Origin of the sequence: Chitinivorax tropicus, from assembly GCF_014202905.1 — a bacterium.
GTDB classification, from domain to species: domain Bacteria; phylum Pseudomonadota; class Gammaproteobacteria; order Burkholderiales; family SCOH01; genus Chitinivorax; species Chitinivorax tropicus.
The window spans coordinates 1-1,929 of the sequence record NZ_JACHHY010000073.1; the positions used below are offsets into that span (position 1 = coordinate 1).

The 1,929-nt window shown below is 62.0% G+C and carries 1 protein-coding gene; it reads left to right on the forward strand.

Annotated elements, in window-relative coordinates; translation table 11 throughout:
- Nucleotides 1-1,929, forward strand: a 1,929-nt coding sequence (locus HNQ59_RS19295; protein ID WP_184042016.1) for a translocation/assembly module TamB domain-containing protein, incomplete at both ends; no start/stop codon positions are given.

The window sequence follows — 1,929 nt, forward strand, 5'->3', positions numbered from 1 at the left end:
ATTGACAGCGACAGGCAGCCAGATTGCCGGTCGGCAACTGACCATGGCGGGACGGCAGATCACCCTGGCAGGCCAGACCCAGGCACAAAGCGTGCTGGTCACCGCCACAGAAGGCATCACCAACCAAGGAGAAGTCCGGGCGCAGACAGCGGAGATGAAAGCCACCGGCCAGCTCAAGCAGACCGGCCAGATCATCACGCAAGATGATCTCACCCTGAGCGCACAGGACATCGACCAACAAGGCACCCTGGCGGCAGGCGTGGACGAACAAGGCCAGACCAGCCGCGCAGGCAAGCTGACATTGGCCGCCAAACAAGCCTTGATTGCCAAGGGCGTGCAACTGGCTGGCGGCGATGCGACCCTCAGTGGTCAAACTGTATCACTGGCGGGCGAGACCGCAGGTAAACAAGTGACCCTGCAGTCACAGCAAGCCTTGACCAGCGAAGGCGAAGTGCGAGCGAACCAAGACTTGACCATCCAGGCAGGCGGCCCGCTCAAACAAACCGGCAGCTGGGTTGCGCAACGGCACACGACCGTATCCGCCGATCAGGCGGATCTGCAAGGCGTGACCGCCGCTGGCGTGGATGCACAAGGCAATGCCACCCAGGCAGGCGACCTCACCCTGACCGCAAATACCACCCTGGTAGTGGCAGGCAAACAACTGGCGGGCGGCAAGCTGGCCATCGACGCAGCCCAAGTCACCTTGGCAGGCCAGACACAGGCTGCCCAGGTCACCGTCACCGGCAAACAAAGCCTGACCAGCCAAGGAGAAGTACGCAGCCAAGGCAATGCCAGCCTCACCAGCCAAGGGCAACTCAAACAAAGCGGCAAATGGATCGCCGCAGGCGATGTTCGGCTGCAAGGTCAAACCATCGAACAGAGCGGCACGCTGGCAGCAGGGATTGACACAGCAGGCAACGCCACCCAAGCGGGCTCCCTGACACTGCAGGCCAATGGGCAATTGACGGCGACAGGCAGCCAGATTGCCGGTCGGCAACTGACCATGGCGGGACAGCAGATCACCCTGGCAGGCCAGACCCAGGCACAAAGCGTGCTGGTCACCGCCACAGAAGGCATCACCAACCAAGGAGAAGTCCGGGCGCAGACAGCGGAGATGAAAGCCACCGGCCAGCTCAAGCAGACCGGCCAGATCATCACGCAAGATGATCTCACCCTGAGCGCACAGGACATCGACCAACAAGGCACCCTGGCGGCAGGCGTGGACGAACAAGGCCAGACCAGCCGCGCAGGCAAGCTGACATTGAACGCCAAACAAGCCTTGATTGCCAAGGGCGTACAACTGGCTGGCGGCGATGCGACCCTCAGTGGTCAAACTGTATCACTGGCGGGCGAGACCGCAGGTAAACAAGTGACCCTGCAGTCACAGCAAGCCTTGACCAGCGAAGGCGAAGTGCGAGCGAACCAAGACTTGACCATCCAGGCAGGCGGCCCGCTCAAACAAACCGGCAGCTGGGTTGCGCAACGGCACACGACCGTATCCGCCGATCAGGCGGATCTGCAAGGCGTGACCGCCGCTGGCGTGGATGCACAAGGCAATGCCACCCAGGCAGGCGACCTCACCCTGACCGCAAATACCACCCTGGTAGTGGCAGGCAAACAACTGGCGGGCGGCAAGCTGGCCATCGACGCAGCCCAAGTCACCTTGGCAGGCCAGACACAGGCTGCCCAGGTCACCGTCACCGGCAAACAAAGCCTGACCAGCCAAGGAGAAGTACGCAGCCAAGGCAATGCCAGCCTCACCAGCCAAGGGCAACTCAAACAAAGCGGCAAATGGATCGCCGCAGGCGATGTTCGGCTGCAAGGTCAAACCATCGAACAGAGCGGCACGCTGGCAGCAGGGATTGACACAGCAGGCAACGCCACCCAAGCAGGCTCCCTGACACTGCAGGCCAATGGGCAATTGACAGC